The organism is Blastococcus sp. VKM Ac-2987, assembly GCF_026967805.1.
Classification (GTDB): domain Bacteria; phylum Actinomycetota; class Actinomycetes; order Mycobacteriales; family Geodermatophilaceae; genus Blastococcus.
In genome coordinates this window covers 575,786-601,812 of sequence record NZ_JAPVBG010000002.1, presented here as the reverse complement: position 1 = coordinate 601,812, position 26,027 = coordinate 575,786, and the positions used below count along the sequence as shown (strand labels likewise).

Genomic DNA, 26,027 nt, shown 5'->3' with positions numbered 1-26,027 from the left:
GCGCCACCGGACGGGTGCGGACGGACCCCTTGGCCGAACCGTTACCGGCGCGTCCGGCATGGAACCCGGTCGTCCGGGGCATCGAGGGAGGCGACCGCCCCCGCCCACCGGAGGACTTCTTCCATGGCCCGACCCACTGGCTCGTCCAGCCGATCGACGGCTGAGACCGGCTCCCGCACCGACCGTGCCGGGCACGATCCCGCCCCCGACGACGACGTCGTCAACGGCACCCGGGCCGACAAGGCGCCCACCGGCGCGGACCCCGGCACCGGCACGGGCGCCACGCTCAAGCGCACCGTCAAGGAGTTCAGCGAGGACGGCCTCACCGACTGGGCGGCGTCGCTGACCTACTACGGCGTGCTCGCGCTGTTCCCCGCCCTGACCGCCCTGGCGGCGATCGCCGGGCTCTTCACCACCCCGCAGCAGCTCACCGAGGCGCTCACCGCGGTCGTGCCCCAGTCCGCGGCGGAGACCCTCAACCCGGTCATCGAGCAGATCGCCGGGAACGACGGCGCGGCGGGCCTCGCCCTCGTGCTCGGTCTCGTCGGTGCCCTGTGGACCGCCTCCGGCTACGTCGGCGCGTTCACCCGCGCGGCGAACGTCGTCTACGAGACGCCGGAAGGCCGCAAGGTCTGGAAGCTCAAGCCGCTGCAGCTGCTGATCACGCTGGTCGGCATCCTGTTCGCCGCCCTCATCGTGGCGATGCTGGTCCTCAGCGGCCCGGTGGTCGACGCGGTCGGTCAGGCCATCGGCCTCGGCGACACCGTGCTGACCATCTGGAGCTGGGCCAAGTGGCCGGTCATCCTGGTCATCCTGGCGCTCATGATCGCGGTGCTCTACTACTCGACCCCGAACGTGAAGCTGCGCGGGTTCAAGTGGGTCAGCCCCGGTGCCGGCGTCGCGATCCTGGTGGCCGTCGTCGCGTCGGCGCTGTTCGCCTTCTACGTGGCCAACTTCGGCAGCTACAACGCCACCTACGGCGCGCTGGCCGGCGTGGTCATCTTCCTGATCTGGTTCTGGCTGATCAACCTGGCCCTGCTCTTCGGCATCGAGCTCGACGCCGAGATGGAGCGCTCGACGGAGCTCAAGCAGGGCATCCCGCGGGCCGACAAGGAGATCCAGCTCGACGCCCGGGACGACCCGAAGCCCCAGCAGACCACGTAACCGGGGCGCTGCTCCCACCGCACGCGCGAACGGCCCCCTCCCCGCCCGGGGAGGGGGCCGTTCGCGCGTTCCCGGCCGATCAGCGGCTGGTCGGCGGCCCGTCGCCCCGGCGGGCGAGCGGCACCCGCTCCACCACGCCGGCGACGGCGGCCAAGCCCGTGCTCACCGCACGCCCGGCCGGGACGAACCGGTCCGGCACCCGGCGCACCCCGGCGTCGACGGCGTCGCGGGTGCGGTCGATCAGCGACAGCGGCAGCGCGGACAGCGCGTTGCCCGGCGGGCGACGGGAGACGGTGGGGTGCGGCCGGGTGGGCGAGAGCCGCGCCACGACCGCCCAGCGGCGGCCCAGCGCCCGCAGCTCCCCGGGGTCGAGCCGCTCCTGCAGCCGTGGGAGGAGCACGTCCTCCTCGTCGCGGACGTCCTCCCGCAGCACCTCCACGAGGCGGGCCAGCCGGGCCGGCCGCTCGGGGTGGTCGAGCCCGTCCCGCTCCAGCGCGCTGACCAGCTCGTTGACCTCCTGGTGCTCCTCCTCGACCTGCCGGGTGAGGGTGTCGCCGTCGGGCAGGACCCGGCGGATGACCGGCCACAGCACCGTCTCCTCGGCGAAGGCGTGGCTGAACACCAGCCGGTCGATGCGCTGCAGCACCTCCTCCTGGTCGGCGCCGGTGGCGGCGACGAGCTCGTGCAGCATGCGGTCGAGCTGCATGTGGTCGCGGCGCTGGCGGACGAGCACGCTGCCGCGGCCACCCAGCTCCTCGACGGTCTGGTCGGCGATGGATCGGGGCACGGGACACCTCCTGGTCGGTTCGGGCCCTGTCTGCCCGGACGCGCGTCGGCGCATGCCTGGTTGCGCCCGGGGCGCCCGGGTAGGTGGGGGCCACAGTCCACAGCGCCTGGAGGCAGCCCGACATGAGCGACCGGTCGACGATCACGTCCGACTTCTACGACCTCGAGGCCCTCCTGGACGAGGAGGACCGGGCGCTGCTGTACCGCGTCCGCACGTTCATGGACGAGCAGGTCGAGCCGATCATCAACGAGTACTGGACGCGGGCGGAGTTCCCGCGGCACCTCATCCCGGCCATGGCCGAGCTGGGCATCGCCGGCACCTCGATCCAGGGGTACGGCTGCCGGGGCCGCTCGCCGCTGCTCGACGGCATGATCTCCATGGAGCTGTCCAAGGGCGACCCCTCGATCTCCACGTTCATGGGCGTCCACGGCGGCCTGGCCATGGGGTCGATCTACCTCTGCGGCTCGGAGGAGCAGAAGGAGCGCTGGCTGCCGGCCATGGCCCGCATGGAGCTGATCGGCGCCTTCGGGCTGACCGAGCCCGAGCACGGTTCCGACGTCGCCCGCGGGCTGCAGACGACGTGCCGGCGGGACGGCGATTCCTGGGTGCTCGACGGCGAGAAGAAGTGGATCGGCAACGCCAGCTTCGCCGACCTGACCATCATCTGGGCCCGCGACGTCGACACCGAGCGGGTGCTCGGCTTCGTCGTCGAGCAGGGGACGCCGGGCTTCACCACCGTCGACCTCCAGGACAAGATCGCGCTCCGGGTGGTGCAGAACGCGCACATCACCCTCGAGGGCGTGCGGGTGCCCGAGGAGAACCGGCTGCAGGAGGCGCACAGCTTCCGCGCGACCGCCGACGTGCTGCGGATGACCCGCGCCGGCGTCGCGTGGTCGGCCGTCGGCTGCTCCCGCGGCGCCTACGAGCACGCGCTGCGCTACGCCATGGGCCGGGAGCAGTTCGGCCAGCCCATCGTGGAGTTCCAGCTCGTGCAGGACCTGCTGGTGCGGATGCTCGGCAACATCACCTCCTCGGTGGCGATGTGCGCCCGCCTGTCGCAGCTGCAGGGGGCCGGGCGGATGACCGACGAGCAGGCGTCCCTGGCCAAGGCCTTCTGCACCATGCGGATGCGCGAGACCGTCGGGTGGGCGCGCGAGCTCATGGGCGGCAACGGGATCCTGCTGGAGAACCACGTGGGCCGCTACGTCGCCGACGCCGAGGCCATCTACTCCTACGAGGGCACCCGCGAGGTGAACACGCTCATCGTCGGCCGGGCCGTGACCGGGGCCAGCGCCATCGTCTGACGGCAGGCACGGCAGGCACGACAGCTACTGGCGGTCCCACCAGGCGCGGGCGGCCTCGGCCGGGGTGCGCCCCTGCAGCTCGACCGCGCGGTTGAGCTCGACGAGGTCGGCCGTGGTCAGCCGCTCGCTCGTGCCGTCCAGGCCCTCCCGCAGCGGCTCGCCCCACCGGTCGAGCACCTCCGCCCGCACCATCGGCACGACGTTCTCCCGCGGCTGCAGCGCACGGTCGTCGGCCAGCAGCACCACCGGGGCGACCGCCAGCCGCGCGTCGGTGGTCTCGAGCATGCCCACCTGGATCTGCCCCGCCAGGAGCGCCTCGAGGGTGGCCGCGCGGGACGGCATGCCGGCCACCGCCCCGAACCGCAGGCCGTAGACCTCCTCGAGGCCGCGCAGGCAGAACGGCCGGTCAGGGCACTCCGGCGGCCCGCCGAAGACGAGGTCCCCGGCCAACGGCGCCAGGTCGGACAACCGGTGCACGTCGTGGGTGGCGGCGAACTGCCTGGTGACGACGAAGCCGTTCTGGTCCTCGGCGGCCGCGGGGGTGAGGACGTCGACGCCCCGCCCGCCCATCGTGCGGCTCAGGACCGCGTGCATCCGGTCCGGCGCCGTCGGGAGCTGCGGGAACTGCGGGCGGGCGAAGGCGAGCGCCGTGCCGAGGTAGTCCAGCACGACGTCGACGACGCCCTGCTGCAGGGCCGGGGACACCACCTCGCGGGTGCCGATGCCGTGCTGCACCGACACCGGGAGGCCCTGCCGGCGCACCCCCTCGGCGTAGACCTCCGCGAGGATCTGGTTCTCGGCGAAGTCGTAGGAGGCGAACCGGATCACGTCGCTGCGGGCGGGCGGTGCCGGTGAGCCGACGTCGCAGCCGGCGAGCAGGCCCAGCGCCAGCAGCACCGCGACGACCACCCGGCCAGCGCCCACGGCACCCACCTCCCGCCGCTCCGGGCCGCGCTCCCCCGCCGACGTCGTGCCCGGCGCGGAGGCGGTCACCGTAGCCCCGCACGAGGCGGAAAGGGATGGTCCCGGCGCCCGCGGAGGAGCACCATCTGCCGGCATGGCGTCGCTGCCGCAGGCGCTCCCGGAACGACGGGCGGCGGGTCCGGTCGCGCGACCCGCACCGCCCCCGATCGCCCGCGTCCGGCGCCGCCGCCGTCCCTCCGGCGAGCCCCCGCCGCTCCCCCGCCAGCTGCGGGCGTCGGGCAAGTGGTGGCTCGCGCTCAGCGGGGTGGTGCTGTTGGCCTGCGTCGCCGTCGTCGCCACCGGCACCATCCGGTACGTCGACGTCGCCGACACCCGGGTGCTCCAGGCGATCGCCGGCCTCCGCTCCCCCGGCCTGACCGCGGTCGCCGATGCGGCCGGCATGCTGGCCGCGGCCGGTGTGCTGCACGCGATCTGGCTGACCGACCTGGTGCTGCTGGCGGTGTTCCGCCGCTGGCGGCACCTCCTGGTGTGGCTGGGCGTCGGCCTGCTGGTGATCAACGTCGGCACCGCGATGACCACCACCCTCCAGCGCCCACGCCCCTTCGAGGTCGAGGTCCTGGGCGACTGGTCGGGCTTCGCCATGCCGTCGCTGCCGGTGACCGTGCTCGCCGCCCTGCTGGTCAGCACGCTGTACTCGCTGGTGCCGCCCGGCCGGCCGCGGACGATCGGCAAGTGGGTGGTCTGCGGGCTGCTGGTGGTCACCGCCGCCTCGCGGCTGTACCTGGCGCAGGACCACCCCACCGGCGTGCTGGCGGGGATCGTGCTCGGCGTCGCGACGCCGCTGGCCGCCTTCCGCCTGCTGACGCCGAACTCGGTGCACCCGGTGCGGTACACCAGGGCCCGGCCGGCACACCTCGACGTCTCCGGCGAGCGCGGGGCGGCCATCGTGCGGGCCCTGCAGGACCAGCTGGGGCTGGTGGTCACCGACGTCTCGCACTTCGGCCTGGCCGGGTCCGGCGGCTCCACGCCGCTGCGCATCACCGTCAAGGCCGACAGCGCCCACGGGGACGGCGAGAGCTGGGTCTTCGGCAAGCTGTACGCCGCCACCCACGTCCGCTCGGACCGCTGGTACAAGCTCGGCCGGACCCTGCTGTACGGCCGGCTGGAGGACGAGAAGCCGTTCTACTCCGTCCGCCGGCTGGTGCAGTACGAGGACTACGTGCTGCGGGTGCTCTGCGACGGCGGGCTGCCGGTCCCCCAGCCGCTGGGCATCGTCGAGATCACGCCGGAGCGGGAGTACCTGCTCGTCACCGAGTTCCTCGCCGGCGCCAAGGAGGCCGGCGACGCCGAGATCGACGACGCGGTCATCGACCAGGGGCTCGCGGCCGTGCGCCGCCTGTGGGAGATCGGCATGGCACACCGTGACATCAAGCCGGCCAACCTGCTGGTCCGCGACGGCACGCTCTACCTCATCGACTCGGCCTTCGCCGAGGTGCGCCCGAGCCCGTGGCGGCAGGCGGTGGACCTGGCCAACATGATGCTGGTCCTGGCGCTGCGCACCGACGCCGAGCGGGTGTACCGGCGGGCCCGGCTGCACTTCTCCGACGAGGAGATCGCCGAGGCGTTCGCCGCCACCCGCGGGCTGACGATGCCGTCGCAGCTGCGGCGGATGCTGCGCCGGCAGGGCCGCCACCTGCAGGACGAGTTCCTCGCCCTGCTCCCCTTCCGGCTCCCACCGGTCCACATCCAGCGCTGGACGTGGCGGCGGGGCGGCCTGACCGTGGTCACGCTGGCCGCGGCCGGGATCGCCGTGTACGTGTCGCTGGGCCTGCTGGGGTCCCCGCTGTGAGGGGGCGCCGGCGCCGTGCGGCGCTCGCCCTGGGCACGGTGGCGCTGCTGACCGGGTGCGTCCAGCCGGTGGTGCTCGGCGAGGAGACGCTCGCCTGCCGGAACGACGACGACCACCCGGCCAACGGCGTCGTCCTCATGGCCCAGTCGGTGCCGAGCGCGACCTGGGTGCCCTGCCTGGAGGTCATGCCCCTGGGCTGGGACCTCGCCGGACTGGAGGCGACCGAGAGCTCCGCCCGCTTCTGGCTCGACTCCGACCGCGACGGCGTGCACGCCCTCGAGATCCTCCTGACCCCCGCGTGCGACACGACCTCCGCCACCGAGATCCCCAGCGAACGGGAGGGGATGCGCCGGTGGGAGCGGGTGACGCAGGTGACCCCGACGTACATCGGCACCCGGCACTACCTCTTCGAGGGCGGCTGCGTGAGCGTGCTCTTCCGGCTGTCCGGCGAGAACCGCGCCGAACCCCTGGGGGTGGCCACGCAGGCGGTCGGCGCGGTACCGCGGGAGCAGGTGCGGGCCGCCGTCCGGGAGCAGACGGACGGCGAGCTCGAGCTCGATCCCCCCGCCGGCGGTGGCCGGTGAGCACCGGCGCGGGTCCCGGCGCGGGCGGACGCCGCCCGCGCCGGTACCGCTTCGTCGGTCCGGTGCTGTCGGTGGCCCTCGTCGCCGCCGTGTTCGTCTGGTTCCTGCCGCAGTTCACCAGCCTCTCGCAGGTGTGGGCGGCGGTCGTCGACATGACGTGGCTGGAGACGTCGGCGCTGCTGCTGGCGGCGGTCTGGAACCTGATCACCTACCAGTTCCTCGTGGTGGCGACGACGCCCGGCATGACCCTGCGGCAGGCCACGGTGGCGACCGAGGCCGCGACGGCCGTGTCCAACACCGTGCTCGGCGGGGCGGCCGTCGCGGTCGGCCTCACGTACGCCATGAACTCGTCGTGGGGCTTCTCCCGGTCCCGCACGTCGGTCGCCCTGCTGGTCGCCGGGCTGTGGAACACCCTGGCCAAGCTGGGCCTGCCGGTGCTGGCGCTCGCGCTGCTGGCCTTCACCGCGCCGCCGTCGGCCGGCCGGCTGGCCGCGGGGGTGGCCGGGCTCCTCGGGCTGGGTGCGGCGGCCGCCCTGCTCTGGACCGTGCTGCGCAGCCCCGCCACGGCCGCGGCGGTGGGCCGGGCGGCGGCCCGCGCGGCCACGGCCGCACGTCCCCCGTTCCGCCGTCCCGCGGTCACCGGCTGGGACCGGGCGACGACGAAGTTCCGCGACCGCACCGTCCTGCTGCTGCGAGCCCGGTGGCACTGGATCACCCTGGCCACCCTGGTCAGCCACCTGTCGCTGTTCCTCCTGCTGCTGCTGTCGCTGCGCTCCGTCGGCGTGGGCGCCGACCAGGTGGGCACGGCCGAGGCCCTGGCCGTCTTCGCCTTCGCCCGGCTGCTCACCGCCGTCCCGCTCACGCCCGGCGGCCTGGGCGTGGTCGAGCTCGCGCTGATCACCGGCCTCGCGGCGGCCGGCGGGCCGCGGGCGCTCGTGGCCGCGGCGGTGCTGGTGTTCCGGGCGCTGAGCTACGTCCTGCCGATCCCCGTCGGTCTGGGCAGCTACCTGTTCTGGCGGCACAACCGGTCCTGGCGGCGCGAGGCCAACGCCGCGCCGAGGACCGAGCTGGTGCCGGAGGCGGCGTGACACCACCCAGCCGGGCGGGGCGGCCTGTGGTTCAGTGGGACAGGTCACAACCGCGTCCCGGGGGATGGCGCCGTCGTATCCCCGGGGCAGCGTCGAAGGAGTTCCCCGATGGCCCAGCCCGCGACCGAACCAGCCCGTACCGCCTCCGCTGTCCCACCCGGGAGCCCCGACACCGCCCCCGTCGCCGGGACTCCCGAGCAGGCGGCCGAGGCAGTGATGGGCCTGGACATGCTGCTGGTCGACGCGGCCCGCGGACCCCTGCGACGGCTCGTGCCGCCGGCCGGCACCGCACTGCGCTTCGGGGGTGCGCTGGCCCGCAAGCCCGACAAGGTGGCCCGCCGTGGCGGCGAGCTGGTCCGCGAGCTCGGCAAGGTCGTGGCCGGCCGCTCCGAGCTCGCGCCAGGCCCGAAGGACAAGCGCTTCGCCGACCCCGCCTGGAGCGGCAACCCACTGCTCAAGCGTGCGGTGCAGGCGCACCTCGTCACCGCGCGGGTGGCCTGGGAGCTGATCGAGGACGCCGACCTCGACTGGCAGGACGACGAGCGGATCCGCTTCACCGCGACCAACCTGGTCGACGCCTTGGCGCCCAGCAACGTGCCCGGACTGAACCCGGTGTCGCTCAAGGCGGTCATCGACACCGGCGGGGCCAGCGCCCTCAAGGGCCTGCGGCGGCTGATCCGCGACCTCGCCAACCCGCCGCGAGTGCCGACCATGGTGGAGCCCGACGCCTTCACCGTCGGCGAGGACCTGGCGGCCACGCCGGGCGCCGTCGTCTTCCGCAGCGATGTCTTCGAGCTGATCCAGTACCGGCCGACGACGGAGACCGTCCGGAGCCTGCCGCTGCTGATGGTCCCCCCGACGATCAACAAGTTCTACGTCGCCGACATGGCGCCGGGGCGCAGCATCGTCGAGCACTACGTGTCCAGCGGCCAGCAGGTCTTCATGATCTCGTGGCGCAACCCCGACGAGCGGCATGCCGAGTGGGGCATGGACACCTACGGGCAGGCCGTGCTCGACGCGATGGACGCCGTCGAGCGGGTGACCGGGAACGAGCGGGTCGCCGTCCAGTCGTTCTGCTCCGGAGGCATCATCACCGCGATGGTGCTGGCCCACCTCGCCGCGATCGGCCGCCAGGACCGCGTGGCCGCCGCCAGCTACGCCGTCACCGTGCTCGACTGGGCGCGCGCCGGCACCATCTCCGCGTTGATGGACGAGGAGGCCGTGCAGGCCGCCACGGAGAAGTCCCGCAAGAAGGGCTACCTGGACGGGGCCCAGCTGGCCGAGGTGTTCGCCTGGTTGCGGCCCAACGACCTGGTGTGGAACTACTGGGTGAACAACTACCTGCAGGGCAAGCCGCCGCCGAACTTCGACATCCTCTTCTGGAACGCGGACACGACCAGGATGGCCGCTGCGCTGCACCGGGACTTCATCGGCGTCGCGGTCGGCAACTCGCTGACCGAGCCGGGGACGGCGACGATGCTCGGGACGCCGGTCGACCTGTCCAAGGTGGCGGTCGACTCCTACATCACCGCGGGGATCGCCGACCACATCTGCCCGTGGCAGTCCTGCTACCGCTCCACCCAGTTGTTGGGTGGCGAGAGCCGATTCGTCCTGTCCACGAACGGGCACATCGCCTCGCTGGTGAACCCGCCCGGGAACCCGAAGTCGACGTTCCGGGTGGCCGGGTCCACCCCGGCGGACCCCGACCGCTGGCTGCAGCAGGCCGAGACGGTCAAGGGCTCCTGGTGGCCGGACTTCATGTCCTGGCTCGGGGAGCGCTCCGGCGAAGAGGTCCCGGCACCCCGTGAGCTCGGCGGGAACGGCCTGGAGGTTCTGGCCGAGGCCCCGGGGACCTATGTCTTCGACAAGTAGACCGGAGGTCGTCCGGAGCCTGACCGTCGGCGGCCGCACGCTGCGGGTCGCCGTCCGGCCGGGCACCGACGACGAGCTCCCCCCGCTGCTGCTGATGAACGGCATCGGCGCGAGCCTGGAGGTGCTCCAGCCGTTCGTCGACGCCCTCGGCTCCCGCCGGACCGTCATCCGCTTCGATGTGCCGGGCGTGGGCGGGTCGCCGCGGCCGGTGGTCCCGTACACGCTGGCCACGCTGGCCCCGGTCGTGGCCGGGCTGCTCGACCGGCTGGGCCACACCCGGCCGGTCGACGTCCTTGGCCTGTCATGGGGTGGCGCGCTGGCCCAGCAGTTCGCCGTGCAGCACTGGCGAAGGTGCCGGCGACTGGTTCTCGCCGGCACGGCGACGGGCACGCTGATGGTGCCGGCGAGGCCGCAGGTGCTGCGCCGGATGCTCACGCCTCGCCGGCACCGCGATCCCGAGTACGCCCGTGAGGTCGCCGGCCTGATCTACGGCGGAAGCATGCGAACAGAGCCCGAGCGGGCCGCGGCCGTGCTGCACACGTACACGCGGGTGGGCCCCCGGCGCGGCTACTACTACCAGCTCGCGGCGAGCGCCGGCTGGAGCAGCCTGCCGTTCCTGCGGCTGATCCGGCAGCCCACCCTCGTCGTCGCCGGCGACGACGACCCGATCATCCCGGTGGTGAACGCACGGTTGATGGCCCGGCTCATCCCGGACGCCCAGCTGCACGTCTACGCCGGCGGGCACATCGCGCTGGTCACCGAGGCCGACGAGCTGGCCCCGGTGATCGAGCGGTTCCTCGACGCCTGACCCGGCGGGTCAGACCATGCGCGGCCGGGCTGCGAGGTGCTCCTCGTACTTGTCCAGGACGTCGTCGATCAGCTGGGCGTGCGTGTAGTTCATGACGTCGTAGCCCGCGGCGGGCGCCCCGTGCCCCGGCTCCAGGCGCACGTCGAGCCGGGAGTCCGCCGCATCGACCGGGCGGCGGGCCGGCTGGCCGGTCTGGATCCGGTAGCGGAAGGGGGCGCCGCCGTCCACCTCGGCCGCCAGCTCCACGGACCGGTTGCCGGCGTCGTCCACGACCCAGCGCGTCTCGGACACGAGGTCACGCGCCCGCAGCTCGGCCGCCGCCTCGTTCAGGGCCGGCAGCGCGGTCTCGGTGAGGTACTGCGAGGCACGCTCCCGGCCGCTGGTCACCGGCTTACGGCGGCGGCGCAACCGGTCCCGGCGCCGGGCGGCGGGGCGGCGGGTGGGCCCGACCCCGTGCCGGACGGTGGCCCGGTCGGCCTCGTTCCGCAGGGCCCGGTACAGCCCGACCATGACCATCAGCATGACGAAGCCGAACGGCAGCCCCATGATGATCGTCGCGTTCTGCAGCGCCGGCACACCGCCGACCACGAGCATCGCCGCGGTGAGGACGCCGGTGGCGACCGCCCAGACGATCCGGACCCCGCCGGCGGCGTCGTCCTGCGGCCGCGCCAGCCGGGAGGACAGGTTCGCCATCACCAGGGCGCCGGAGTCGGCGGAGGTGACGTAGAACAGCAGGCCGACGAAGGTCGCGATCGAGGCGATCACCGGGAAGGCCGGGTACTCGGCCAGCAGCGTGTAGAAGCCCCGCTCGGGGGTGTTCATCGCCGTCTCCCCGAACGCGGCGTCCCCCTGCCGGATCCGGTCGATCGCGCTGTTCCCGAAGATCGACACCCACATGAGGATGTAGCTGAACGGGAGCAGCAGCGTGCCGGCGACGAACTGGCGGATGGTGCGGCCGCGGGAGATGCGGGCCAGGAAGAGGCCGACGAACGAGGCCCAGGCGATCCACCACGCCCAGAAGAACAGCGTCCAGCCGTTCAGCCACTCGTCCGGCCGGTCGTAGGCGAAGGTGTCCATAGTCCGGCCGGGGAAGGTGCTGACGAAGTCGCCGACGTTCTGCACCAGCCCGTTGAGCAGGAACGCGGTGTTGCCGGTGACGAGGACGAAGCCGGCCAGCCCCAGCGCGAGCAGGACGTTCAGCTGCGAGAGCCGCTTGATCCCCCGGTCCACGCCGCTCACGGCGGAGACCGTCGCCACGGTCACGGCGAGCGCGATCAGCCCGATCTGCGCGGCCCGGCCCTCGGGGATGCCGAAGAGGACCGACAACCCGTAGTTCAGCTGCACGACGCCGATGCCCAGCGAGGTGGCGACGCCGAAGATCGTGCCCAGCACGGCCGCGATGTCCACGGCGTCGCCGAGCCCGCCGTGCACCCGCTTGCCGAAGATCGGGTAGAGCACGGAGCGGATCGCCAGCGGCATGTTCATGCGGTAGGCGAAGTAGGCCAGCGCCATCCCCATCAGCGCGTACATGCCCCAGCCGTTGAGACCGTAGTGGAACAGCGTCCAGACCGTGGCCTCGCGGGCCGCGTCGACCGTCTCGCCCTCCCCGACCGGCGGGGCGAGGTACTGGGTGACCGGCTCGGCGACGGCGAAGAACATCAGGTCGGTACCGATGCCGGCGGCGAACAGCATCGACGCCCAGGCGAAGGTGCTGTACTGCGGGCTGGAGTGCTCCGGGCCGAGCTTGACCCGCCCGTACCGCGAGAACGCGATGGCGAGCACGAAGACGAGCACGGCCGAGGCGAAGGCGATGTAGAACCAGCCGAACCACTCGGAGGTCCAGCCCACCAGCGAGCCGATCGTGCCGCTGGCGGAGGCCGGGCTGAGCATCGCCCAGACCGCGACGACGAGGACGCCGGCGACCGATCCGTAGAAGACGCGTCGCTTCAGCCCGCCGCCCTGCCCACCACTTGCCTCGTCACCGTCCACCGGGCGGATGGTGGCACACCCGGCCGGGCTCGGCAGGATGGCCCCGGACCGGGTGGCTCACCGCACGGGGGCCCCGGGTCCCGGCGAGAAGGCCCGCCGGACGCGGCTCCAGCGGTTCGGCGTGCGTTCGGCGTCGAGCAGCTCGGTCGCGGCCAGGGCGCGGTCGACCACGTGCTGGGCCGGTGGCTCGAACGGCCGCAGCGACCGGCCGGCCGGGGTGCGCAGGCGCTCGACCGCGCGCACGAGCGACCCGCCGGTCGCCTGGATCGCGGTGGTCACCGCCGCCGGCTCGACCCCGAGGTGCTCGCCGAGCAGGCGGTCCCGCATGCCGACGACGGCGGCCGTCAGCTCCGCACGGCGCGGGTCGTCCGGCTGCGCCTCGATGGTGAGGTCGCACTCGGTGTCCAGCCCCATCGACCGGTTGTTCAGGTTCGAGCTGCCGATCCGCAGCAGCCGGTCGTCGACCACCAGCACCTTCGCGTGCACGTACACCGGCCGGCCGGCCTCGGTCACCGGCACGTACATGCGGAACCGGTCGTGGACGTCGGCCTCCCGGACCAGCGCGAGCAGCCGGGCCCGGGCGGTGCCCATGGCCTTCTCCTCCAGCCAGCCCTCCGCCGACTCCGGGGTCACGAGGACGAACTCGGGGCCGGCCTCCTCCCCCAGCCGCTCGGCGATCGCCTCCGCGATCCGGCGGTTGGCGAAGTACTGGGCCTCGATGTAGACGGCGTCCCGGGCCGTCGCGATCGCGGCCAGCCACAGCAGCTCGATCTCGTGCACCAGGTCCTTGCCGCCGTGGCGCGGCCGGGTGCGCGAGATGGCGACGTCGACGTCGGTCAGCAGCGGCTCCACCTCACCGGGCCAGCACGGCTCGGCTTCCTCGACCGGGTCCAGCCGCCGGCCGGTGCCGCTCTCCCACCGCTCGCGCGCCAGCTCACCGAGGGCCTGCGCGGCGGGGCCGGAGACCAGACTCGTCACGTCGTGCCAGGGGCCGGTCGCCCGCCGCGAGGTGGGCCGGTGCCGGTGCCGGTGCCAGTCGGCGTGGTCGGAGGTGTCCCACCGGTCGGCCGTGACGTCGATGCCACCGGCGAAGGCGAGGCAGTCGTCGATCACGACGATCTTCTGGTGGTGCGCGGCGCCCAGCGGGTGGCGGTGATCGACGGCGAACCGGAGCCGCTCGTGCGTCCGGCGACGGAGCAGCGGGACCGGGAGCACCCCGCGCCGCAGCGACTCCACCATCCCCATCCCCCACTGCAGGATGCCGATCTCCAGCCCGGGGTTGGCCCGCACGGCCATCTCGAGCACCCGGCCGAGCCGGTCGTCCCGCGCCCGCCCGGGCGCGCGGGGGTCGAGCCGGATCCGGGGCTCGAAGTCCCAGCCGATGAACAGCACCCGCCGTTCGGCGCGCAGCACCGCCTGCTTGAGGACGGCGAAGTAGTCGGCGGCATCGACGAACACCGCGTAGCGGTCCGCCCGCTCGATCCGCCAGCACGTCTCGCCGGGCACCAGGACCGAGCCGGGCTCGACGCGCGGGATCGTCCGGCCGCCGTCCTCCGGTGCCGCGGTCCCGGCGTCAGCCACCTGCCGCTCCCGTTCCGCGGAGCGGTACCGGCCGGTGGCGGCGGCGCGCCCCGCGGGCCTGGCGGTCCGTCACGCCGGGGAGTCTGCCCGGTCGCGCAGCAGCGCACCGGCCTGCGCGGCCGGCATCGGCCGGTAGAGGAGGTAGCCCTGGGCCCGGTCGCAGGCCTGCGCCTTGAGCCGGGCGAGCTGCCCGGGCTCCTCGACGCCCTCCGCGACGACCGTCAGCCCGAAGGTGTGCGCCGCCCGGATCATCAGGGCCACCAGCTCGCGGTGCGACGGCTCGGCGGACGCCACGAAGCTCCGATCGATCTTCAGCGTGTCCACGGGCATGTTCCGGAGCTGCCCGATGGAGGTGTAGCCGGTCCCGAAGTCGTCGATGGCGATCCCGACGCCCATGTCCCGCAGCTCGGTCAGGTGGTCGTAGGCCACCGGGTCGTCGACGAGGACCGTCTCGGTGACCTCGACCACGAGCAGCCGGGGCGGCAGCCCGGACGCGGCCAGCGCGTCGGCGACGTCGGTGACCACGCGCGGGTCGGCCAGGTGCCGGCCCGAGATGTTGACCGCGACGGTCGGCTCCGGAGCGCCCGGGGCGGGGGGCGACGCGGCCCGCCACTCGGCCAGCTGCCGGGTCGCCTGCAGCAGCACCCACCGGTCGATGTCGCCGATGAGGCGGGAGCCCTCGGCCACCGGGATGAACCGGTCGGGCGGGACCAGGCCGACCCCGGGCCGGTTCCACCGCAGGAGGGCCTCGTACCCGGCGATCCGGCCCGAGGACACGTCGACGACGGGCTGGTAGGCCAGCGTCATCTCGCCGTCGGCCAGGCCGGAGGAGATCGCCGCCTCCAGCTCGGCGCGCTCCTGCAGCTGCCGGCGGAGCGTCTCGTCGAAGATCTCCGCCCGCCCGCGACCGTGGGCCTTGGCCCGGTACGCCGCGGTGTCGGCCTCGGCGAACAGCACGTCGGCGTCGGTGCCGCCGTCCCGGCTGACCGCTACCCCGATGCTCGCGCCGATGCGCACCTGGACCGTCCCGGTCGCGATGGGTTCGCTGACCGAGGCGATCAGTCGGTCGGCGAGCTCCAGCAGGTCGTGCTCCTCGTGCACCGGCTCCACGAGGACGACGAACTCGTCGCCGCCCAGGCGGCACACGACGTCGCCCGGCCGGACGGCGGCGCTCAGCCGCCGGGCGACCTGGCGCAGCACCTCGTCCCCCGCCGCGTGGCCGTGGCCGTCGTTGACGGTCTTGAAGCCGTCCAGGTCGACGAAGAGGAGACCGGTCATCTCGCCGGACCGCCGGCCGCGGTGCAGCGCGGAGGTCACCAGGGTGAGCGCCTGCGCGCGGTTGGGCAGCTCGGTGAGCGGGTCGTGGGTGGCCTGGTGGGCGAGGGCGAACTGCAGCTCCTCCCGCTGGCGCACCGAGTGGACGATCTGCTGCACCGAGGCGTGCACGACCTCGCCCAGCGGGCCGGGCAGCGGCTGGTCGAGGAGCGCGGCGTCGAGGTCCCCGCGGGCGACGGCCTGGGCCTGGGCCTGGATCCGGCGCAGCCCGGCGACCGCGGAGCCGAGGGCGGCCGACACGGTGCGCACCTCACGGGGCCCCGCCACCTCCACCTCGACCAGGGAACCCTCGCTGATCTTCGTGGCCTGGCCGGCCAGCAGGCGGAGCGCCCGCGCCACGCTGCGGCCGAGGAAGAACGCCCCGAGCGCGGAGCCGGCCAGCAGGCCAGCCCCGACCACGAGGATCACCTGCAGCCGGTCGTTGGCGCGTTCGCGGTCGGTCGCGGCGAGCCGCTCCGCCTCGCCGACGGCCGTCTGCACGAGGCCGGTGAGCAGGGCGTTGCGCTCCTGGCCCCGGAACAGCAGCGGCACCAGCTCCGCCACCGGAGGGCCGGCGGCGAGGTCCCCGGTCAGCCCCGCGGCCAGGCGGGCGTCGACCTGCTCCACGACAGCGGCGGTCCGCATCTCCTCCCACGCCTCGCGCAACGGCTCCTGCGACAGGGTCGCCATCTGGCGCTGCGCGTCGACGTAGTCCAGCCACGACGTCTGCCAGGCGGTGCGCGAGCCGATCAGGCCGTCGCCGGCACCGACGAGCAGCGACCCCAGGAACAGCGGCATCTGCCGGCCGGCGGTCTGCGCCAGCCGGGCGATGGTCTGGACGTCCTGGACCGCGCGCAGGGTGGCGTCCGGAACCCCTTCGGCGGTCGCCGCGGCAGCCGTCGCGGCCTGCGCGTTCATCAGGTCGTTCGAGACGTGCAGGAAGTCCAGGTAGACGGCCTCGATGTCCAGCTCGTCGTCCTCGTCGCGCGCACGCAGGGCCGCCAGCTCCTCGCCGGCGTGCGCGGCGGCCCGGGCGGCCGGGGTGCCGGCCGGCACCTGGGCCAGCGCGTGGTCGGTGGTGGCCCGCGCGCTCTCTACCGCCTCGAAGGCGGTCTGCCGCTGGGCGAGCAGCAGGAACTCGGGCAGGCCCAGGGCGGCGGCGGTCCGGGGGTCCTCGATCACGTGCAGCGACAGGGCCGGGATGATCTCCTGCTCGACACCGCTGCGCGCCGCGTCCAGCAGGGCGAGGGTGCGCACCGCCTCCTCGGCGCGCGCCGCCCCGTCCGCCTCGACCGCCCGGGCCTGCGCCGCCGCGCCGGCCAGGACCACGACGCCGATCAGCGGCAGCAGCACGATCGCGGTCAGGTACCGCCACAGCGGCGCCCCGCGCCGGTGGCCACGCCGCACTGCTCCCTGGATGCGCACGGTGTCGTATCGGCAACCCGGGGCGGCGCTTGAGGGGCCGTCCTCCCCGGAGGTGTGAGAGGGCCGGGGCGCGCGGTTTGCCAGGCCGCGCACAGCGGCGCCCCCGCGGATTGTCAGACCCCTCCGCGACCCTGGGGGCACACCGCGACCGAGGAGAGCAGTGATCGACACCCCCGCCCGTACCGACCGCTCGAGCACCGCCGGCCTGCCGCCGGCCGCCCTGCGCCTGCCGGCGCGGCTGCGCCGCCGCCCGGTCCTCGTGGTCCCCCCGAGGCTGGACGACGCCGCCCGCCACCCGTGACCGGGTGGTGCCGGCGGGTCGTCCCCGCCGGCACCGTGCGCCGCACGACCCCGGGCGCCTGATCCGTCGCTCAACGGGCCGGGCTGCTCACCAGGTGGCAGCCGGTGGAGCCGAACTCCTCGACGGGGAAGCCCAGCTGCCGGAGCAGGGTCCCGACGGCGGCGGTCATCGTCCGCTGCACCGCCGTGTCCATCGCCCCGCCGCGCACCTGCTGCAGGCTCATCCGGTCGTGCTGGTGCCAGGTCACGAGGACGCCCTCGCCCGCCGGGTGCGGCGTCAGGCAGACCCCGCCGGCCGGGTCGGCGCCCTCGCAGTCGTGCAGCGGCAGGCCGGCCTCGACCAGGGCCGCGGAGACGTCGACCGCGAGAGTCGTCAGGGAGTCGTCGTCGTCCATGAGCGGGTCCCAGTCCGCGGGGAGGCGGTCCAGCTGGCGCCCCAGCTCGGCCAGCCAGGCCCGCTCCTGGACCGACTGCCGCCGGGCCACGCCGCCGTCGGCGCGCCGGGCCCCGTGCACGACGTCGGCGGTGCCGGGCAGCTCCTCCGAGACGAGGGCCCACTCCGCGTCGAGCCGGTCGGCGAACGGTCCGGCCACCGCCTCACCCCCGGGCTCGCCGACCAGCCACCACCCGGTGGCCGGCGGGCCGTCGGCCAGGTGCCGGCCGGCCGGGTGGGTCGCCAGGCCGACGGCGGTCCGCTCGGCAGCCGGCTGCTCCGGGCCGGCCCCGTCGACGGCCCGGACGGCACCGGTGCGCGCGGCGGCCGGCGCGGGCGCGGCCGCCCGCTGCTGGTTCTGCACGGCGTTGCGCTCGAACTCGTACCGCGCGGTGGAGCTGGCGCCCAGGGCGACGACGACCGCGATCAGCGCGCAGCAGCCCACCAGCGGGGCCAGCACGGCCATCAGCTCACCAGGCACGCCAGGCTCCCTGCGGGCCCGCGCCCCAGAAGGCTGCCCGACGCGACCACTCCTGGACGCGGGTGGCCATCCCCGGCCCCGGCGTCCCGGCGATCGCGGGGACGGCGACCGGCTCGTCCACCATCAGGTCGAGCAGCAGGGCCAGGGCCTCGCGGTCGGGCACCTCCGGGGCAGCGGTGGACGGCTGGTGGAGCGGTAGCGCGGTGGCGTGCACAGGAACTCCTCGCAGGTCGTGCTCCGCGGCTGGGGAAGCGCCGCGGACGACCCGAAGGCTAGGTCCGGGCGGACGGCGCGACGGCTGCTCCGGACACCCCCCGACGGGGCCCGTGTCCCATTCGTTGCACAGCGCATCCCGGGCAGCCGGTGACCCGTCCCAGCGCCCGGCGACCTGTCGACATGACGCCCGCTCCCGAGCGTGGAAATCCCTCCGCCAGGGTCCGGTCGTCCCGGTGCGGCCCCGGCGCGCCCGCGTGTCGCGGCGGAGGAGCCGTGCCGCGGCGCCCCTCGCCCGCTGCGTCATCGGCATCTCCCGGGCGGATCGGCACCGTGCTCCACGGCTCACCTCGACGGCCGGGACCCGGCGGTGCTCCGACGGGTCGCGCAACCCGGCCGAGCCCGGAGGCGACCGGCCGCAGCGCGGTAGCATCGCCGCGTGACGATGCAACCGTCGGTCGCCTCCCCGGCGGGGACGCCGCTGGAGGAGACGGCGGGGCTGTTCCCCGCTGCATCGCTGTTCCACAGCCTGTCCGACCCGGCGCGCCTGGCGATCGTCCGCCACCTCGCGCTGGGCGAGCACAAGGTCGTCGACCTGACCGCCCACCTGGGGCTCGCCCAGTCGACCGTCTCGGCGCACCTGGCCTGCCTGCGCGACTGCGGCCTGGCCACCTCCCGTCCGCAGGGCCGGGCCTCGATGTGGTCGCTCACCCACTCCCCCGACCTGCTGGCCCTGCTGTCGGCCGCGGAACGGCTGCTCGCCGCCACCGGCGACGCGGTCGCCCTCTGCCCGGTCTACGGCGAGCCGTCCAGGGCCTGACCACCCCGGGCCCGCCTCACCCGGCGACGGAGCTCGTGAGGACCGCGAGCCGCTGGGTCGCCCGGGTCATCGCGACGTAGCGGTCGACCGCGCCCTCGATGCCCTCCCCGAACCGCTGCGGGTCGACGAGGACGACCAGGTCGAACTCCAGCCCCTTGGCCAGCACCCCCGTGCCGGAGGCTGGTCATCAGCAGCAGCTCGGAGTCGTCGGCCGCGATCAGCTCGTCGATGACCCCGGCCATCCGCGCGCGCTCGCCGGCGACGACCGCTCGCTGCCGCTGCCGCTGCCGGAGCCGGGATGCCTCGGGGTCGCCGAGCCGCTGCCGGGCGGCGTCCAGCAGCGGCAGGTCCGGGACGGTCCAGGCCCGGGCGTCGTCGCGCTGGAGCGCCCGGATCTCCTCGCGGGTCAGGCCGGGGGCGCACCTGCGCAGGTAGGCGGGCACCGACCACAGGTCCGCGACGACGTCGGCCGGCTCGAGCAGCGGCCACGCGCGGGTGAAGGCACCGCGCAGCTCCCGGTTCCGCTGCAGGGACGCCCGCACCTCGTCGGCCGGCTCGTCGCCGTCGTGCTCGTCGCCGTCGTGCTCGTCGACCAGGATCGTGAGCAGCTCCTCCCACACCTGGTCGCGCGCCTCGTTGTGCGGCGTGCCCGGGTCCGGCGGCTCGAACGCCTCGGCCCAGGCGTCGGCGCGCAGCCGGATGTCGCCCGCGTCGGTCTCGACCGTCATCCCCGTCGTCGGCGGGTCCTCGTAGAACCGGACGGCCGCCTCGATCACCGCCACCACGTCGAGCGACGCCTTGACGCGGGCGACGTCGGCATCGGTCTCGGTACCGGCCGTGGCGCCCTCGGGGACGAGGTCGCGCAGGGTGGCCGTCTGCACGCCCTCCTCCCCGAGGCTGGGGAGGACGTCGGAGACGTACGCCAGGTAGGGCTCGTGCGGGCCGACGACGAGCACGCCACCGCCGTGGGCGCCCAGGCGCGGGTCGGCGTGGAGCAGGTAGGCGGTGCGGTGCAGGGCGACGACGGTCTTCCCCGTCCCGGGGCCGCCGTCGACGACGAGCGCACCCTCGGAGCCCGCGCGGACGATCGCGTCCTGGTCGGCGTGGGTCGCGGCGAAGATCGGCTCGGCCGCGGGCGAGCGCCAGTCGACGAGCAGCCGGCGTCCCGTGCTGTCGGTCAGCCCGAGCCGGCCGACGTAGACGGGGTCCGCGCCGTCTGCGGGAACGATGCGTCCGAGGCAGAGGTCCAGGCCGAACCGGCGGAGGGCACGGAGGCGGGCGCTGATCCGGTGGATCTCCAGGTCGCGGTCCAGGGCTGCCTGGCCGTGCCCGCCGGGTGCCCTGCGCTCGGCGTCGAGCCGGGCGGAGAGCTCGGCGATCGACTGCCGGAGGCTCTCGGCGATGGCCGCGAAGTGCTGCTCGTCGGTCCGATCAGGGCCCGCTCGGCCTCGGCAGCGAGGTGGTCGGGGAGATGGAATGCGCTGGTCGTCAGAGGGTCCACGCCATCAACTCCGATCTGAGGCCAGCGACCATAGGACGAAGATTTCGGCCTCATGAGGACGGCCGGTTCCTGCTACACATGAGGTGGCGGGAGTTCCGGCGCGGCGCTCGCCCGGCACGTGCCACGTGGAACATCCGGCGCCGATGTCGAGAACCCGGAACCGGCTCCGTCCCTGAGGTGAACGCGACCGGAAGGGGTCGCGCCGACACCGAGGAGAGCCCGAGATGGCCAAGTACCTGCTGCTGAAGCACTACCGGGGCGCGCCGGCGGCGAGCAACGACGTGCCCATGGACCGGTGGACGCCGGAGGAGATCTCCGCCCACGTGCAGTACATGCAGGACTTCGCGGCCCGGCTCGAGGGCAGCGGGGAGTTCGTCGACGGGCAGGCGCTCGCCCCCGGCGGGATGTGGGTCCGGTACGACGGCGAGGGGCGCCCGCCGGTCACCGACGGCCCGTTCGCCGAGACCAAGGACCTCATCGCCGGCTGGATGGTGATCGACGTCGACAGCGAGCAGCGCGCGATCGAACTGGCCGGGGAGCTGTCGGCGGCTCCCGGGGCGGGCGGGGAGCCGATCCACGAGTGGCTCGAGGTGCGCCCGTTCCTGACCGCGCCGCCCACCGTTCCGGAGTGACCCCCGCGGTGGACGAGGTCCTGCTGCGCAGCCTCACGCCGGGCGTGCTCGGGGTCCTCGTCCGCCGCGGAGCCGACTTCGCGGCGGCCGAGGACGCCGTGCAGGAGGCGCTGGTCGAGGCGGTCCGCAGCTGGCCGGCCGACCCGCCGCGGGACCCGAAGGGCTGGCTGGTCACCGTTGCCTGGCGCCGGTTCCTGGACGCGACGCGGGCGGACACCGCCCGTCGGCGGCGCGAGGAGCTCGTGGACGAGGAGCCGGCGCCCGGGCCCGCCCCCGAGGTGGACGACACGCTCCAGCTGTACTTCCTGTGCGCCCACCCGTCGCTGTCGCCGTCGTCCGCGGTCGCGCTCACGCTGCGGGCCGTCGGCGGGCTGACCACCCGCCAGATCGCGCAGGCCTACCTCGTGCCCGAGGCGACCATGGCGCAGCGCATCAGCCGGGCCAAGCGCAGCGTGTCCGGCGTGCGGTTCGACCGGCCCGGCGACGTCGCCACCGTGCTGCGCGTCCTCTACCTGGTCTTCAACGAGGGCTACTCCGGCGACGTCGACCTCGTCGCCGAGGCCATCCGGCTCACCCGGCAGCTCGCGGCGGTGATCGACCACCCGGAGGTGGCGGGGCTGCTTGCCCTCATGCTGCTCCACTCCGCCCGGCGCGCCGCCCGGACCGCGCCCGACGGGAGCCTGGTGCCGCTCGCGGAGCAGGATCGCAGCCGGTGGGACACCGCGGCGATCGCGGAGGGCGTCGAGATCCTGCAGACCGCGCTGGCCCGCGACCGGCTGGGCGAGTTCCAGGCGCAGGCCGCCATCGCCGCGCTGCACGCCGACGCGCGCTCCGCCGAGGAGACCGACTGGGTGCAGATCGTCGAGTGGTACGACGAGCTCGTCCGGCTCACCGGGAGCCCGGTGGCCCGGCTCAACCGGGCGGTGGCCGTCGGCGAGGCGGACGGACCGCGCGCCGGGCTGGCGGCGCTCGCCGCGCTGGACGACTCGCTGCCGCGGTACACCGCCGTCGCCGCGTACCTGCACGAGCGCGACGGCGACCTGGTGACCGCTGTCCGGCGGTACGTCGAGGCCGCGCAGCTGGCGACCGACGCCGCCGAACGCGACCACCTGACCCGCCAGGCCGCCCGCCTCAACGCCCGCCGGTCCGGCTGACGGACGGGCAGCGCTGCGGGTTTCGTGAGGATCGAGCCCCCGCCGCGGGGAGCCGGCGAGCGGCTCGGTCGTCGAACGAGCGCCGGTCAGGGCCGGCCGGGCACCGGGTCCGGGTCCGGGAAGGACCGATCCCCGAACAGGATGCGGCGGGCGGCCGCCCGACCGGGAGGCGTGCGCAGCAGGGGGAAGGCCGCCGCGGCGACGGTGGGCGTGCGCACCTGGGCCAGCGCCCGGCGCAGCAGCAGCCGTCCGCGGAAGCCGGCCCGGAGTGCGGCGCCGTCGTAGCGGGCCAACGCGTCCGGACGTCCGGTCCGCAGGGCGTCGTCGAGCGCGCTGGCGGCGTGCTCCGACAGCCGCAGGCACGGGTCGAGGCCGCCGGCGGTGAGCGGCGAGACCGCCCCCGCCGCGTCGCCGACGAGCAATCCGTCGGCGCAGCTGATCCGGCGCAGTAGCCCGCCGACCGGGATCGGTCCCCCGCGCCGCTCGACCGCCTCCGGACGACCTCCGCCGACCAGGCCGGGCGCACGGGCCCCGAAGCGCTGCAGGGCCTCCCGCATGCCCTCGGGGAAGCGGTCGGCATAGCCGGCGACCCCGACGTGGGCGTGGCGCCCGTCGTTGACCACCCACGCCAGGTAGCCCGGCGCGAGCGAGGGGTCGAGCACGCAGTGGAACGCCGGGACCTCGTCGCTGCGGGGCACCGCGAAGACCTCCTCGGCCCCGACCAGCAGGTGGCGGTTGCGGTCCAGGGCGAGGTCGCGGGCCACCCGGGACCGGGCTCCGTCAGCGCCGACGAGGAACCGGGCCCGCACCCGGGTCGTCCCGCCCGGACCGGTCAGCAGGGCGGTGCTCAGCCCCCGACCGGTGTACCTCGTGCCCAGCGCGATGCGTACGCCGGACTCCGCCGCGGCCCGGGCAGCGGCCAGGTAGAGCGGCCCCATGTCGCCCACCCGGTACTCGTCCCGCGCGCTGTCGAGGATCACCGGACGTCGGAGCCCCGGCGGGTAGAGGACCACGCGCCGGATCGGTGGTCCGAGGTGCTCGGGCGGCAACGGGAAGTCGTCGAGCGTCTTGCGCACGAAGATGCCGGTCGTGCGGATGGCCGCGGTGAGACGGGTGCGCCGGTCGACGAGCAGGACCTCGTGCCCGCGCCGGGCGAGCAGCGTGGCGGTGTGCAAACCGGCCAGCCCGGCACCGACGACCAGCACGTCGACCTCCTGGGGGGCGGTCGTGCTCATCGGTTCGCGTCCTGCCGGAGGAGCCGGAGCCCGCCGAGCAGCAACGCGCCGCCGGCCCAGGCGAGCAGGACGGTCACCGCCGATGCCCGCGTCATGCCCTCGAGCTCCTGGAGCAGCAGGAACGCCGCGCCCGATCCCGGCAGCGCCTGGGCGAACGACGTCAGCCACTCGTAGCCGAACTGGGGCAGGAACAGCGGCAGCACCAGCATGAGGAGGAAGACCGCGATCAGGCCACCGGCGGTGTTCCGCAGCAGGAACCCCAGCCCGACCGCGAGCGACGTTCCCGCAGCGAGGACGAGAGCGACGGTCGCGAGCACGTCGACCCCCTCGTCCACGGGCAGGGCGAGCCCGGGCGTGCCCGCCACCCAGGCCGCCGCGGACGAGGCGACGCCGAGCAGCACACCGAGCGTCGTGGCGGTCGCGACGGACACGACCGCCCGGGCGAGGAAGAGGACCGAGCGGCGCGGGGTCCACTGCAGGGTCGGGACGATGCCGCCGGTGGCGTAGTCGGAGGTGACCGCGGTGAGGGCGAGTGCCAGCAAGGCGAACTGCGCGGGCATGGTCGCCAGGGACGCGACCAGCCACGCCGGGTCCCCGCCAGTCGCCTCGCCGCGCGACTCGAGCCCGGCGATCGTGCCGATGCCGACCATCACGACGGTCCCGGCGAGCAGGAACCACCACGTGGCCCGGACCGTCCACAACCGGGCCCACTCCGCCGAGAGCGTGCGGGCGAACAGCTGGACCGTGGGGACGTCGCCACCCACGGCTCGAGCGGGCGAGGACGTCGTCACCGTGCTGCCTCCGTCGTCGCGGCCCCGGTCGGGCCGCCCTGGTACTCCACGCTGTCCCCGGTGAGCGCCAGGTAGGCGTTCTCCAACGACTGCGCGACCTCCGAGAGGTGGCGCAGCGGGATGGCCGAGGCTGCGGCGATCTCGCCGACGTCGTCGGCGGTGCCGTCCTCGACGAGCAGTTCCTGGTCGTCGAGCCGCCGGACGGACAGCCCGCGCTCCCGGAGCCGGGCGAGAAGGGCATCGGCGTGCGCCGTGCGGACCTGCACCTGGCGGTGCCCGAGCCCGCGCAGTATCTCCGCCGTCGTCGCGTCGGCGATGAGCCGGCCGCGGCCGATCACGACCAGGCGGTCGGCGGTCTGCTGCATCTCGCTGAGCAGGTGGCTGGAGACGAGCACGGTGCGCCCCTCGTCCGCGAGCCGGCGCAGCAGCGCCCGGATCCACCGGACGCCGTCGAGGTCCAGGCCGTTGACCGGCTCGTCGAACAGCAGCACGCGGGGGTCGCCGAGCATCGCCGCGGCGATGCCCAGGCGCTGGCGCATCCCGAGGGAGTAGCCCTTGATGCGGCGGCGGGCAGCCGACCCGAGCCCGACCTCCTCGATCACCTCGTCCACCCGCTGCCTGCCGATGCCGTTGGTCCGGGCAGCCACGCGGAGGTGGCTGCGGCCGGTACGGCCGGGGTGCAGGGAGCCGGGGTCGAGCAGCGCGCCGACCTCGCGCAGGGGTTCGGCGAGGGACGCGAACGGCCGTCCGTTCACCAGGACGGTCCCCGACGTCGGCCGGTCGAGCCCGAGCACCATCCGCATCGTCGTGGACTTGCCGGCGCCGTTGGGGCCGAGGAATCCGGTCACCTTGCCCGGTTCGACGTCGAAGCTCAGGTGGTCGACGGCCAGGACGTCGCCGTAGCGCTTCGTCAGGCCCCGCACCTCGATCACCGCCGGGCCTCGCTCGCCGGCTGCGGTGCGACCTCGTCGTCCGGCACCCATTCGAGCAGGTCGCCGGGCTGGCACTGGAGCACCCGGCACATGGCCTCGAGCGTGCTGAAGCGGACCGCCTTGGCGCGGCCGTTCTTGAGCACGGCCACGTTGGCCGGCGTGAGGCCGACCCGCTCCGCGAACTCGCCCACGCTCATCTTGCGCCTGGCCAGCTCGACGTCGATGCGTACGACGATGGCCATCAGATGACCGCTTCCATGTCGGACCGCAGCGTCGTCGCCTGCCGCAGCAGCGCCCGCATGACCACCATGAGCAGGCCGAGCACCGCGCCGACCACGAGCAGGAGCAGGAGGAGCGCCGGCAGCACCGGGTCGTCGCTGACCTCGTCCACGATGAAGTAGTACGAGCAGACGAAGGTCACCAGGAGCATCGCCCAGCCGCCGGCGATCGCCCGCACGATCGCGTTGACCCACGGAAAGGCACTCGCGCTGAATATCCGGTCGTCCGTGACGAGGGTCAGCAGCGCCCAGGTGCACACGACGACGACCTGGACGCACGCCAGCGCCAGCACCGCGGCCGCCAGCATCACCCACCGCATGGAGGACCGCTCCAGCGTCGGCTCGGTCAGGTCCGGGAGGAGCGCGGGGGCGCCCAGGACCTGGGCGAGCACCAGGGCCGCGAAGACGACGACGAGCAGGATGCGGAGCGGCAGCACCACGCGGCGCAGATGCGTCATGCCATCGACTCTCACGGAGAATCTATCGAATGTCAATCGATACGCGCCGTATCGCATGCGCCATCGCCAGGCATTCACCTGCTCGGGTGCGGTGACCTGGCTGCCGGGCG

Annotated in this window: 25 protein-coding genes; 12 read left to right on the top strand and 13 right to left on the bottom strand. The window is 74.4% G+C overall.

Translation table 11 applies throughout. From position 1 onward, the window contains the following. Positions 1 to 123: 123 nt before the first annotated feature. Positions 124 to 1,164, top strand: coding sequence for a YihY/virulence factor BrkB family protein (locus tag O2W17_RS11765; protein WP_269192621.1), 1,041 nt, complete (start codon positions 124 to 126; stop codon positions 1,162 to 1,164). A gap of 79 nt (positions 1,165 to 1,243) precedes the next feature. On the opposite strand, the gene O2W17_RS11760 is transcribed toward O2W17_RS11765, so the two are convergent. Beyond that, entirely contained in the window at positions 1,244 to 1,951 is a 708-nt protein-coding gene (locus O2W17_RS11760; RefSeq protein ID WP_269192620.1) for a hemerythrin domain-containing protein, read from the bottom strand. 122 nt (positions 1,952 to 2,073) lie between these two features. Between O2W17_RS11760 and O2W17_RS11755 the strand changes: the two genes are divergently transcribed. Beyond that, the gene (locus O2W17_RS11755; protein ID WP_269192619.1) at positions 2,074 to 3,255 is read left to right on the top strand and encodes an acyl-CoA dehydrogenase family protein; all 1,182 of its coding nucleotides are present in this window, start codon (positions 2,074 to 2,076) and stop codon (positions 3,253 to 3,255) included. A 24-nt stretch (positions 3,256 to 3,279) separates the two neighbouring features. On the opposite strand, the gene O2W17_RS11750 is transcribed toward O2W17_RS11755, so the two are convergent. After that, on the bottom strand, positions 3,280 to 4,179 hold the full coding sequence (locus O2W17_RS11750; protein WP_269192618.1) for an ABC transporter substrate-binding protein: 900 nt from the start codon (positions 4,177 to 4,179) through the stop codon (positions 3,280 to 3,282). 133 nt (positions 4,180 to 4,312) lie between these two features. On the opposite strand from O2W17_RS11750, the gene O2W17_RS11745 reads away from it, so the two are divergent. From O2W17_RS11745 to phaZ, 5 genes are all read left to right on the top strand, one after another. Next, positions 4,313 to 6,028: a phosphatase PAP2 family protein gene (locus tag O2W17_RS11745; protein WP_269192617.1), complete on the top strand. Its 1,716-nt coding sequence runs from the start codon at positions 4,313 to 4,315 to the stop codon at positions 6,026 to 6,028. Beyond that, positions 6,025 to 6,612: a hypothetical protein gene (locus tag O2W17_RS11740; RefSeq protein WP_269192616.1), complete on the top strand. Its 588-nt coding sequence runs from the start codon at positions 6,025 to 6,027 to the stop codon at positions 6,610 to 6,612. The genes O2W17_RS11745 and O2W17_RS11740 overlap by 4 nt, the downstream gene beginning before the upstream one ends. Continuing rightward, positions 6,609 to 7,700 carry a lysylphosphatidylglycerol synthase transmembrane domain-containing protein gene (locus O2W17_RS11735; RefSeq protein ID WP_269192615.1) on the top strand — a complete coding sequence of 364 codons (1,092 nt, stop codon included), beginning with the start codon at positions 6,609 to 6,611 and terminating at the stop codon, positions 7,698 to 7,700. Before O2W17_RS11740 ends, O2W17_RS11735 begins: the two co-directional genes overlap by 4 nt. Before the next feature lie 108 nt (positions 7,701 to 7,808). Then, on the top strand, positions 7,809 to 9,572 hold the full coding sequence (locus O2W17_RS11730; protein WP_269192614.1) for a PHA/PHB synthase family protein: 1,764 nt from the start codon (positions 7,809 to 7,811) through the stop codon (positions 9,570 to 9,572). After that, complete coding sequence (phaZ, locus tag O2W17_RS11725; RefSeq protein ID WP_269192613.1) at positions 9,556 to 10,380, top strand: poly(3-hydroxyalkanoate) depolymerase; 825 nt, start codon at positions 9,556 to 9,558, stop codon at positions 10,378 to 10,380. The genes O2W17_RS11730 and phaZ overlap by 17 nt, the downstream gene beginning before the upstream one ends. A 9-nt stretch (positions 10,381 to 10,389) precedes the next feature. Here phaZ and betT read toward each other — a convergent pair whose 3' ends face one another. The 3 genes from betT to O2W17_RS11710 form a co-directional block, all read right to left on the bottom strand. Further along, entirely contained in the window at positions 10,390 to 12,369 is a 1,980-nt protein-coding gene (betT, locus tag O2W17_RS11720) for a choline BCCT transporter BetT (protein ID WP_269192612.1), read from the bottom strand. A 57-nt stretch (positions 12,370 to 12,426) separates the two neighbouring features. After that, positions 12,427 to 13,950 (bottom strand): phospholipase D-like domain-containing protein, encoded by a 1,524-nt coding sequence (locus O2W17_RS11715; protein WP_269192611.1) that lies wholly within the window; start codon positions 13,948 to 13,950, stop codon positions 12,427 to 12,429. 69 nt (positions 13,951 to 14,019) lie between these two features. After that, positions 14,020 to 16,671: a putative bifunctional diguanylate cyclase/phosphodiesterase gene (locus O2W17_RS11710; RefSeq protein WP_269192610.1), complete on the bottom strand. Its 2,652-nt coding sequence runs from the start codon at positions 16,669 to 16,671 to the stop codon at positions 14,020 to 14,022. Positions 16,672 to 16,849: 178 nt separating this feature from the next. Here O2W17_RS11710 and O2W17_RS11705 point away from each other — a divergent pair, with 178 nt between their 5' ends. Continuing rightward, a complete protein-coding gene (locus O2W17_RS11705) occupies positions 16,850 to 16,990 on the top strand; it encodes a hypothetical protein (RefSeq protein WP_269192609.1) in 141 nt (46 codons plus the stop codon). 70 nt (positions 16,991 to 17,060) lie between these two features. Here the strand turns inward: O2W17_RS11705 and O2W17_RS11700 are convergent, their stop codons facing one another. Both O2W17_RS11700 and O2W17_RS11695 read right to left on the bottom strand, forming a co-directional pair. Next, positions 17,061 to 17,903 (bottom strand): hypothetical protein, encoded by an 843-nt coding sequence (locus O2W17_RS11700; RefSeq protein WP_269192608.1) that lies wholly within the window; start codon positions 17,901 to 17,903, stop codon positions 17,061 to 17,063. Next, complete coding sequence (locus tag O2W17_RS11695) at positions 17,893 to 18,117, bottom strand: hypothetical protein (protein ID WP_269192607.1); 225 nt, start codon at positions 18,115 to 18,117, stop codon at positions 17,893 to 17,895. The genes O2W17_RS11700 and O2W17_RS11695 overlap by 11 nt, the downstream gene beginning before the upstream one ends. Positions 18,118 to 18,561: 444 nt before the next feature. Here O2W17_RS11695 and O2W17_RS11690 point away from each other — a divergent pair, with 444 nt between their 5' ends. After that, entirely contained in the window at positions 18,562 to 18,936 is a 375-nt protein-coding gene (locus O2W17_RS11690; protein ID WP_269193292.1) for an ArsR/SmtB family transcription factor, read from the top strand. On the opposite strand, the gene O2W17_RS11685 is transcribed toward O2W17_RS11690, so the two are convergent. Next, positions 18,912 to 19,892, bottom strand: a complete 981-nt coding sequence (locus O2W17_RS11685) for a hypothetical protein (protein WP_269192606.1) — start codon at positions 19,890 to 19,892, stop codon at positions 18,912 to 18,914. The genes O2W17_RS11690 and O2W17_RS11685 overlap by 25 nt on opposite strands. On the opposite strand from O2W17_RS11685, the gene O2W17_RS11680 reads away from it, so the two are divergent. The 3 genes from O2W17_RS11680 (at position 19,872) to O2W17_RS11670 (ending at position 22,223) form a co-directional block, all read left to right on the top strand. Continuing rightward, the gene (locus O2W17_RS11680) at positions 19,872 to 20,456 is read left to right on the top strand and encodes a hypothetical protein (RefSeq protein ID WP_269192605.1); all 585 of its coding nucleotides are present in this window, start codon (positions 19,872 to 19,874) and stop codon (positions 20,454 to 20,456) included. The genes O2W17_RS11685 and O2W17_RS11680 overlap by 21 nt on opposite strands. A 205-nt stretch (positions 20,457 to 20,661) precedes the next feature. Beyond that, positions 20,662 to 21,069 (top strand): YciI family protein, encoded by a 408-nt coding sequence (locus tag O2W17_RS11675; protein WP_269192604.1) that lies wholly within the window; start codon positions 20,662 to 20,664, stop codon positions 21,067 to 21,069. Then, complete coding sequence (locus O2W17_RS11670) at positions 21,066 to 22,223, top strand: RNA polymerase sigma factor (protein ID WP_269192603.1); 1,158 nt, start codon at positions 21,066 to 21,068, stop codon at positions 22,221 to 22,223. Before O2W17_RS11675 ends, O2W17_RS11670 begins: the two co-directional genes overlap by 4 nt. 86 nt (positions 22,224 to 22,309) lie before the next feature. Here O2W17_RS11670 and O2W17_RS11665 read toward each other — a convergent pair whose 3' ends face one another. Genes O2W17_RS11665 through O2W17_RS11645 form a run of 5 tightly spaced genes read right to left on the bottom strand, consistent with a single transcriptional unit; the run spans position 22,310 to position 25,917 of the window. Further along, positions 22,310 to 23,458: an NAD(P)/FAD-dependent oxidoreductase gene (locus tag O2W17_RS11665; protein ID WP_269192602.1), complete on the bottom strand. Its 1,149-nt coding sequence runs from the start codon at positions 23,456 to 23,458 to the stop codon at positions 22,310 to 22,312. Then, on the bottom strand, positions 23,455 to 24,249 hold the full coding sequence (locus O2W17_RS11660) for a hypothetical protein (RefSeq protein ID WP_269192601.1): 795 nt from the start codon (positions 24,247 to 24,249) through the stop codon (positions 23,455 to 23,457). Before O2W17_RS11660 ends, O2W17_RS11665 begins: the two co-directional genes overlap by 4 nt. Next, entirely contained in the window at positions 24,246 to 25,181 is a 936-nt protein-coding gene (locus tag O2W17_RS11655) for an ABC transporter ATP-binding protein (RefSeq protein WP_269192600.1), read from the bottom strand. Before O2W17_RS11655 ends, O2W17_RS11660 begins: the two co-directional genes overlap by 4 nt. Then, positions 25,178 to 25,423 (bottom strand): helix-turn-helix domain-containing protein, encoded by a 246-nt coding sequence (locus O2W17_RS11650; protein ID WP_269192599.1) that lies wholly within the window; start codon positions 25,421 to 25,423, stop codon positions 25,178 to 25,180. The genes O2W17_RS11655 and O2W17_RS11650 overlap by 4 nt, the downstream gene beginning before the upstream one ends. Next, on the bottom strand, positions 25,423 to 25,917 hold the full coding sequence (locus tag O2W17_RS11645) for a DUF2975 domain-containing protein (protein ID WP_269192598.1): 495 nt from the start codon (positions 25,915 to 25,917) through the stop codon (positions 25,423 to 25,425). The genes O2W17_RS11650 and O2W17_RS11645 overlap by 1 nt, the downstream gene beginning before the upstream one ends. Positions 25,918 to 26,027 lie beyond the last annotated feature (110 nt).

Bases quoted from the DNA above. Each gene is read 5' to 3' on its own strand.
- O2W17_RS11765 (WP_269192621.1), top strand. From the start codon at position 124: ATGGCCCGACCCACTGGCTCGTCCAGCCGATCGACGGCTGAGACCGGC.
- O2W17_RS11755 (WP_269192619.1), top strand. From the start codon at position 2,074: ATGAGCGACCGGTCGACGATCACGTCCGACTTCTACGACCTCGAGGCC.
- O2W17_RS11745 (WP_269192617.1), top strand. From the start codon at position 4,313: ATGGCGTCGCTGCCGCAGGCGCTCCCGGAACGACGGGCGGCGGGTCCG.
- O2W17_RS11730 (WP_269192614.1), top strand. From the start codon at position 7,809: ATGGCCCAGCCCGCGACCGAACCAGCCCGTACCGCCTCCGCTGTCCCA.
- phaZ (WP_269192613.1), top strand. From the start codon at position 9,556: ATGTCTTCGACAAGTAGACCGGAGGTCGTCCGGAGCCTGACCGTCGGC.
- O2W17_RS11690 (WP_269193292.1), top strand. From the start codon at position 18,562: ATGCAACCGTCGGTCGCCTCCCCGGCGGGGACGCCGCTGGAGGAGACG.
- O2W17_RS11675 (WP_269192604.1), top strand. From the start codon at position 20,662: ATGGCCAAGTACCTGCTGCTGAAGCACTACCGGGGCGCGCCGGCGGCG.
- O2W17_RS11665 (WP_269192602.1), bottom strand. From the start codon at position 23,458: ATGAGCACGACCGCCCCCCAGGAGGTCGACGTGCTGGTCGTCGGTGCC.
- O2W17_RS11650 (WP_269192599.1), bottom strand. From the start codon at position 25,423: ATGGCCATCGTCGTACGCATCGACGTCGAGCTGGCCAGGCGCAAGATG.
- O2W17_RS11645 (WP_269192598.1), bottom strand. From the start codon at position 25,917: ATGACGCATCTGCGCCGCGTGGTGCTGCCGCTCCGCATCCTGCTCGTC.